The 7,350-nt window shown below is 74.3% G+C and carries 4 protein-coding genes; 1 reads left to right on the top strand and 3 read right to left on the bottom strand.

Going from position 1 to position 7,350, the window contains the following annotated elements; translation table 11 throughout:
* Nucleotides 1-111 precede the first annotated feature (111 nt).
* The gene (eno, locus tag J5X07_RS08830) at nt 112-1,398 is read right to left on the bottom strand and encodes a phosphopyruvate hydratase (protein ID WP_124933706.1); all 1,287 of its coding nucleotides are present in this window, start codon (nt 1,396-1,398) and stop codon (nt 112-114) included.
* Nucleotides 1,399-1,699: 301 nt separating this feature from the next.
* Between eno and J5X07_RS08825 the strand changes: the two genes are divergently transcribed.
* Nucleotides 1,700-2,251, top strand: a complete 552-nt coding sequence (locus tag J5X07_RS08825; protein ID WP_124933707.1) for a hypothetical protein — start codon at nt 1,700-1,702, stop codon at nt 2,249-2,251.
* Nucleotides 2,252-2,323: 72 nt separating this feature from the next.
* Here the strand turns inward: J5X07_RS08825 and J5X07_RS13425 are convergent, their stop codons facing one another.
* Together J5X07_RS13425 and mfd are read right to left on the bottom strand one after the other, a co-directional pair.
* The gene (locus J5X07_RS13425) at nt 2,324-3,469 is read right to left on the bottom strand and encodes a glycosyltransferase (protein ID WP_124933708.1); all 1,146 of its coding nucleotides are present in this window, start codon (nt 3,467-3,469) and stop codon (nt 2,324-2,326) included.
* Nucleotides 3,470-3,521: 52 nt separating this feature from the next.
* The gene (gene mfd / locus J5X07_RS08815) at nt 3,522-7,337 is read right to left on the bottom strand and encodes a transcription-repair coupling factor (RefSeq protein WP_208479532.1); all 3,816 of its coding nucleotides are present in this window, start codon (nt 7,335-7,337) and stop codon (nt 3,522-3,524) included.
* Nucleotides 7,338-7,350: the final 13 nt, after the last annotated feature.

Here is a 7,350-nt window from a genome sequence, read left to right as displayed (position 1 = left end):
GCCCGGGGCCCGCGTCGGGGGGGGGGGCCCCCCGGGGGGGGGGGGGGGGGGGGCCCCCCCCCCCCCCCCCCCCACCCCGGAGAGTGGGTGCGTGGCCTCAAGCGGGCGGGCTCAGGCCTTGAAGCGGGGGAAGGCGCCGGCGCCGGCGTAGACGGCGGCCTCGCCCAGGGCCTCCTCGATGCGCAGCAGCTGGTTGTACTTGTTGATGCGCTCGCCGCGGGCGGGTGCGCCGGTCTTGATCTGGCCGGAGTTGGTGGCCACGGCCAGGTCGGCGATGGTCACGTCCTCGGTCTCACCGGAGCGGTGGGAGGTCATCGACTTGTAGCCGGCGCGGTGGGCCAGCTCCACGGCCTCCAGGGTCTCGGTCAGGGAGCCGATCTGGTTGACCTTGACCAGCAGGGCGTTGGCCGCGCCCATCTCGATGCCCTTGGTCAGGCGCTCGGGGTTGGTGACGAAGAAGTCGTCGCCCACGATCTGGACGCGGTCGCCGATCTTGTCGGTCAGGGCCTTCCAGTCCTCCCACTCGTCCTCGGAGAGCGGGTCCTCGATGGAGACGATCGGGAAGTCGGTGATGAGCTTCTCGTAGTAGTCGACCATCCAGGCGTTGTCGCGGGCCTCGCCCTCGAAGCTGTAGGTCTTGGTCTTCTCGTCGAAGAACTCGGTGGAGGCCACGTCCATGGCCAGGGCGATGTCCTTGCCGGGGGTGTAGCCGGCCTTCTCGATGGCCTCGACGATGAGCTCGAGGGCCTCGCGGTTGGAGTCCAGGTTGGGGGCGAAGCCGCCCTCGTCGCCCAGGCCGGTGGACAGCCCGCGCTCCTTGACCACGGCCTTGAGGGCGTGGTAGACCTCAGCGCCCCAGCGCAGGGCCTCACGGAAGGTGGGGGCGCCGATGGGGGCGATCATGAACTCCTGGATGTCCACATTGGAATCGGCGTGGGAGCCGCCGTTGAGGATGTTCATCATGGGCACGGGCAGGACGTGGGCGCCGGGGCCGCCGACGTACTGGAACAGGTCCAGGCCGGCGGACTCGGCGGAGGCCTGCGCGGCGGCCAGGGAGACGCCCAGGATGGCGTTGGCGCCGAGCTTGCCCTTGTTAGGGGTGCCGTCCAGGTCGATCATGAGCTTGTCCAGGCCGCGCTGGTCGGCGGCGTCGTAGCCGATGATCTCGGGGGCGATGATGTCGTTGACATTGGCCACGGCCTTCTCCACGCCCTTGCCGAGGTAGCGGCCCTTGTCGCCGTCGCGCAGCTCGACGGCCTCGAAGGCGCCGGTGGAGGCGCCGGAGGGGACGGCGGCGCGAGCAGAAGCACCGTCCTCCAGGAGGATCTCGACCTCCAGGGTGGGGTTGCCACGGGAGTCGAGGATCTCGCGGGCGTGAACGTTCTCGATGAGGGCCACTTGGTGCTCCTAATGCTGAGTAGACTCGGAAAGCGCTCCCAGCCTAGCGGCAGGCGCCCGTGACCACGAGGGCGTTGGTCCTGCCGGACTCATTTTGTTCACGCCCGGCGAGAAAGCGGGCGCCCGACAACGGCACCCGGCTCCCTGGCGCCGGCACGACTCCCGGCTGCTATGATCAAGCGCCGATCAAGGCCACCACGGCAGGAAGGGGCATGCCGGCGGCCGCAGCCGCGCGCACGCCCCTCCTCCCCCGGGCCGCTCAGCCGCTGAGACCCTCTCTATCCGGAGTGTGGAGGACATGATGACCCGTTCGCCCCAGCCTTCCCGCCTCACCCGCGCCGTGGTGGGCGCGCTCATCGCCGGTGCGGCGCTGGCGGGCTGCTCGGCCCACCCCGGGCAGGCGGCGGTCATCACCTATACCGACTCCCAGGGCGAGCGCCAGCAGCTCCGCCTGAGCGAGGACCGCGTCCAGGGCATCGCCTCCGAGCTCGGCCCCCTGGGGGCGGGCCCCGACCAGGTGGTCCAGGCCCTGGCGGATGCGCCCTTCATCGAGGATGCGGCCCGCGCCCACGGCCTGTCCGTCAGCGCCCAGCAGGCGCGTGAGGCGCTGGATGCGGCCCAGGCCCAGACGGGGGCGGCGACGGTGGACTCCGCCTCCCTGTCCGATGGCGCCGTGGACGTCGTCCGCTTGTCCCTGCTGTCCAACGAGCTCTCCCAGCTGCCGGAGGCACCGGACATCCAGGCCCAGTACCAGGCCTGGCACGGCTCCTCGCACGTGGCCTACGCCCCCCGCTACCAGAGCCAGTCGCGCCCCTGGATCCTGGGCGGCGGCCCGGGCCTGCTCCAGGGCTGAGGCCCGCGCACCACGGCCGTCCCCGACCCGCTCCCCATGGGCCGGTGCGGTCCGGCGCCCATCCGGCCCGGATCAGCCGGCCCGCCCGTCGCGGTCCCGCAGCTCCCGCCACAGGTCGGTCCAGCGCGCCACCACGGCATGGGCGCTGAAGGCGCGGCCGTGCTCGCCGGCCCACCGGCCCGCCTGCACGCGGGCCTCGTCGTCGTTCATGAGGCGCTTGAGCGCCTGTGCCAGGGCCTCCCGGTCGCCCTGGGGCACCAGGGGGGCGCGCTCCCCCATGGCCAGGCGCATCCCGGGGGTGGAGTCGTAGGCGATCGTGGGAACGCCCGCCATGTTCGCCTCCAGGATGGACATGGACAGGCCCTCGGAGCGCGAGGGCAGCACGTGGATGGCGGCGCCCTGGAGGACCGGGCCGACGTCGTCGACCGTGCCGCACAGCTCGATGTCGCCCCGGGCGCGGGCGGCGCGCTCGCGCAGCGCGCCCTCCAGGGGGCCGCCGCCGAAGATCCGCAGGCGCCAGTCCCGGGGCGCGGCCCGCTCGAAGGCGTCGATGAGGTGGTCGACCTGCTTGCCGCTGGACAGGCGCCCGAGGTAGACCACCGTGCGCGAGCCCCTGACATCGGCCCGGCCGCCGGCCTCGGGGGCGGGGTTGGGCATGAAGACGGCGGGCACGCCCCGGTCCTGGAGCTCCTGGGCCCCCTCAGGGGTCAGGGCGGTGACGGTGCGCGAGAGCGCCGAGGCGCCGCGCACGAGGGCCCATTGGGCCGGGGTCAGGGCGGCGACGTCGGCATGGACCTGGGAGACCAGGATGCGGGGGCGCACCCCGGCCCGGTCCAGCAGGAGCACCGCATCGAGCCCCGCGCCGATGACCAGCGCCTCGGGCCCCCAGCTGCGGGCCAATCGGCGCAGTCGGGCCGAGGCCACCGGCCACCACAGGGCGGTCAGGGCGTGGCGCAGGGGCTTGAGCACCGTCTTGGAGCGCTCGAAGCCCGCCATGGTGGAGGTGCAGCGCCTCCCCGGCAGGGCGGTGATGACGCGGTGGCGCTGGGCCAGGTCGGGGTCGCAGGGGCCGAAGCACAGGATGTCGACCTCCATGCCCTCCTGGCGCATCTGCCCGGCCAGCAGGTCCATGCAGGAGACGATCCCGTTGGGGCGGTGCAGGTCGTCGATGACGATGACGACCCGGGGCGGCAGGGGGCGGGGGGCGGTGGTGCTCACCGGGTCACTCTAGGACCTGCGCCAGGGCCCGCGCCCTGCCGTCCCGCGGCCCTCATCTGCGGCGGTAGGCGGTGGCCTCGGTCTCGTAGGCGGTGTCGCCCGCGACGACGGCGCGCAGGAGCACCTCGGCCCAGCGCAGCACCTCCTGGCCGCTGAGCCCGCCCCCGCCCATGCGGGCCGTCCCCGGGGCGGGGACCACGATGGTGCGGGTGGCGGGCTTGAGCGTGGTTCCCGGGTAGAGGCGGGTCAGGCGCATGCGGGCGGACTCGGGCAGGTCCACCGGCGCGAAGCGCACGGACTTGCCCTGGGCCACGATCTCGCGCACGCCCAGGCCCGCGGCCAGGGCCCGCAGGCGGGCCAGGGCCGCCAGGTGCTCGGTGGCCTGCGGCAGGGGGCCGTAGCGGTCGATGAGCTCCTCGACGACGTCGTCGACCTCGGCATCGCTGCGGGCGGCGGCGAACTTGGTGTAGGCCTCCAGGCGCAGCCTCTCGTGGGGGATGTAGTCCTCGGGCACGGTGGCGTCCACCGGCAGCTCCACGCGCAGCTCGGCGTCCGGGTCCTCCTGGGGGTCCCGGGCGCCGTCCTGGCCCGGGGCGGCCAGGGACTTCTTGTAGGCGGCCACGGCCTCGGAGACCATGCGCACGTACAGGTCGAAGCCCACCCCGGCGATATGGCCGGACTGCTCCCCGCCCAGGAGGTTGCCCGAGCCGCGGATCTCCAGGTCCTTCATGGCCACCTGCATCCCCGCCCCCAGATCGGTGTTGGTGGCGATGGTGCGCAGGCGCTCCAGGGAGGTCTCGGTCAGGGGCTTGTCGGAGGGGTGGAGGAAGTAGGCGTAGGCCCGCTCCCGCCCGCGCCCCACGCGCCCGCGCAGCTGGTGGAGCTGGCTCAGGCCCATGCGGTCGGCGCGGTCGACGATGAGGGTGTTGGCATTGGACACATCCAGCCCGGTCTCCACGATGGTGGTGCACACCAGGACATCGATCTCCTTGCGCCAGAAGGCGTCGATGACCTGCTCCAGGCGGTGCTCGCCCATCTGGCCGTGGGCGGTGGCCACGCGCGCCTCGGGGACGAGCTCGGCCAGGCGCGCGGCGGTGGACTCGATGTCCTCGACCCGGTTGTGGACGAAGAAGACCTGGCCCTCGCGCAGCAGCTCGCGGCGGATGGCGGCCGAGACCTGCTTGGTCTCATAGGCGCCCACGTAGGTCAGGATGGGGTGGCGGTCCTCGGGCGGGGTGGCCAGGGTGGACATCTCGCGCAGGCCGGTGACCGCCATCTCCAGGGTCCGGGGGATGGGGGTGGCGGACATGGACAGCACATCGACGTCGGTGCGCAGCGCCTTGAGGGTCTCCTTGTGCTCCACCCCGAAGCGCTGCTCCTCATCGATGACCACCAGTCCCAGGTCCTTGAAGCGCACCTGCCCGGTGATGAGGCGGTGGGTGCCCACGACCACGTCGATGCTCCCGGCGGCCAGCCCCTGGAGGACCCTGTCGGACTCGGCGGCGTCCTGGAAGCGGGAGAGCTGGGCGACGGTGACGGGGAAGCCGGCGTAGCGCTCGGTGAAGGTCTCGGCGTGCTGGGCCACCAGGAGGGTGGTGGGCACCAGGACGGCCACCTGCTTGCCGTCCTGGACGGCCTTGAAGGCGGCCCGCACCGCGATCTCGGTCTTGCCGTAGCCCACGTCGCCGCAGATGAGGCGGTCCATCGGCTGGGGCCTCTCCATATCGGCCTTGACCTCGTCGATGGTGGCGAGCTGGTCGGGGGTCTCGGTGTAGGGGAAGGCCTCCTCCAGCTCGGCCTGCCAGGGCGTGTCGGGGCCGAAGGCGTGGCCGGTGGCCGCGGAGCGGGCGGCGTAGAGGCGCACGAGCTCCCCGGCGATCTCGCGCACGGCCTTGCGGGCGCGGGACTTGGTCCGGGCCCAGTCGGCCCCGCCCATCCGGTTGAGGGCGGGGCTGTCCCCTCCCACGTACTTGGTGACCTGGTCCAGGGCGTCGGTGGGCACCAGGAGGCGGTCGCCGGGCTGGCCCCGCTTGGAGGGGGCGTACTCGATGACGAGGTACTCGCGGGTGGCCGCGCTGCGGGCGGTGCCCACGGTGCGGCGGCTCAGCTCGATGAAGCGCCCCACCCCGTGCTGGGCGTGGACCACCAGGTCCCCGGCGCGCAGGGACAGGGGATCGACGCTGCGGCGGGTGCGGCGGGCGGGCAGGGCGCGGGCCTCGCGGGGGCCCGCGGCGGCCCGGCCGGTGAGGTCGGACTCGGCGATGAGGGCCAGGCCCAGCCCCTCGGCCACGAAGCCGTGGCCGGCACTGGCCTGGGTGACGCGCACGACGCCGTCGCCGCGCCCCTGACCGGCGTCATCATCGCCGTCGGCGCTGCCGCTCCTCCCGGCGGCCCCGGGGGCCGGGCCCAGCTCGGCGGTCTCGCTCAGCTGGGTGACGATGCGGGCCGGCACATCGCCGTCGGCCAGGAGCTGGGCCATGCGGCGCCCGGGGCCGGGGCCATCGGTGGCCACCACGACGCTCCAGCGGCGGCGCGCCATCTCACCCAGGTCGCGCACGGCGGCCTCCAGCTCGCCGCGGTAGGCGCGGGGGTCGCGCAGGGGCAGCTGGAGGGTGTCGGGGCCGGCGGCCAGGGCGGTGAAGGACCACCAGCCCCGGTTGGTCGACAGGGCCAGGGCGCGGGCCTCGGCCAGGTGGGCGAAGGCGGCGGCGGACAGGTCGACCGGCACGGTGCCGCCGCTGGCGGCCGAGGTCCAGGCGGCGGCCAGGAACTCGGCGGTGGTGGCGGTCAGGTCCTCGGCGCGCTTGCGCACCCGCTCGGGCTCCAGCAGGACCACGAGCCGGTCCCCCACGAGGTCGAGCAGCGGCACCATGGACTCCACCAGGACCGGCGCCAGGGACTCCATGCCCTCCACGGCGATGCCCTGGGAGATGCGCTCGAGCATGTCGGCGGCTCCGGGCACCGCCCCGGCCAGGGCGCGGGCGCGCTCGCGCACCCGGGGGGTCAGGACCAGCTCGCGGCAGGCGGTGGCGCTGACCGCGGGCAGGGCCTCGATGGTGCGCTGGTCGGCCACGGCGAAGGATGAGACCTCCTCGATCTCATCGCCGAAGAAGTCCACCCGCACGGGGCGGGGCTCGGTGGGCGGGAAGAGGTCGAGGATGCCGCCGCGCACCGCGTACTGGCCCCGGGCCTCGACCATGTCCACCCGGGTGTAGGCGGCGGCCTCCAGGCGGGCGGCGGCCTCCTCCAGCTCGATCCCCATCCCGGGGGCCAGGTCGACGGGCTCCAGCTCGCCCAGGCCGGCGATGACGGGCGCCAGGAGCGCGCGCACCGGGACCACCAGGACCCGGATGGGGCCGCGCCCACTGAGCCCACTGAGCCCGCTGAGCCCGGCCGCACCGGCGCCCGCGGCGTCCTCGGGATGGGCCAGGCGGCGCAGGACGGCCAGGCGGCGCGCCACGGTGTCCGAGCGCGGGGAGAGCCGCTCGTGGGGCAGGGTCTCCCAGGCGGGCAGGACGGCGATGTCGTCGTCGGGCAGGTAGCTGCGCAGGGCAGCGGCCGTCTCGTCGGCCTCGCGCCCGGTGGCGGTGACCACGAGCAGGGGCGTGCCGCCGGCCTCACCGGCCTGCTCCTCCCCCGACGGCACCGCCGGGCCTGCTGATGGCGCGGTGGGCGCAGGCTCGGCGCCCGGGCCGCCGGCCCGCGCCACGCCGTCGGCGCCCAGGGCCATGGCGGCCAGGATGGCGGGGCGGGCACCGGGGGCCACGACGACGGTCCGATCGCTGCGGGCCCGCGATCCCGCCTGGCGCACGGTGCGGCCGATAAGGGGGTCGTCGAGCAGCGGGGGCAGCAGGGCAGTCAGGCGCACGGCCGCGAGTCTA

It is taken from the genome of Actinomyces bowdenii, assembly GCF_017592395.1.
GTDB lineage: Bacteria > Actinomycetota > Actinomycetes > Actinomycetales > Actinomycetaceae > Actinomyces > Actinomyces bowdenii.
Note: the sequence above shows the minus strand (reverse complement) of the source record. Positions and strands in the feature narration are given on the sequence as shown.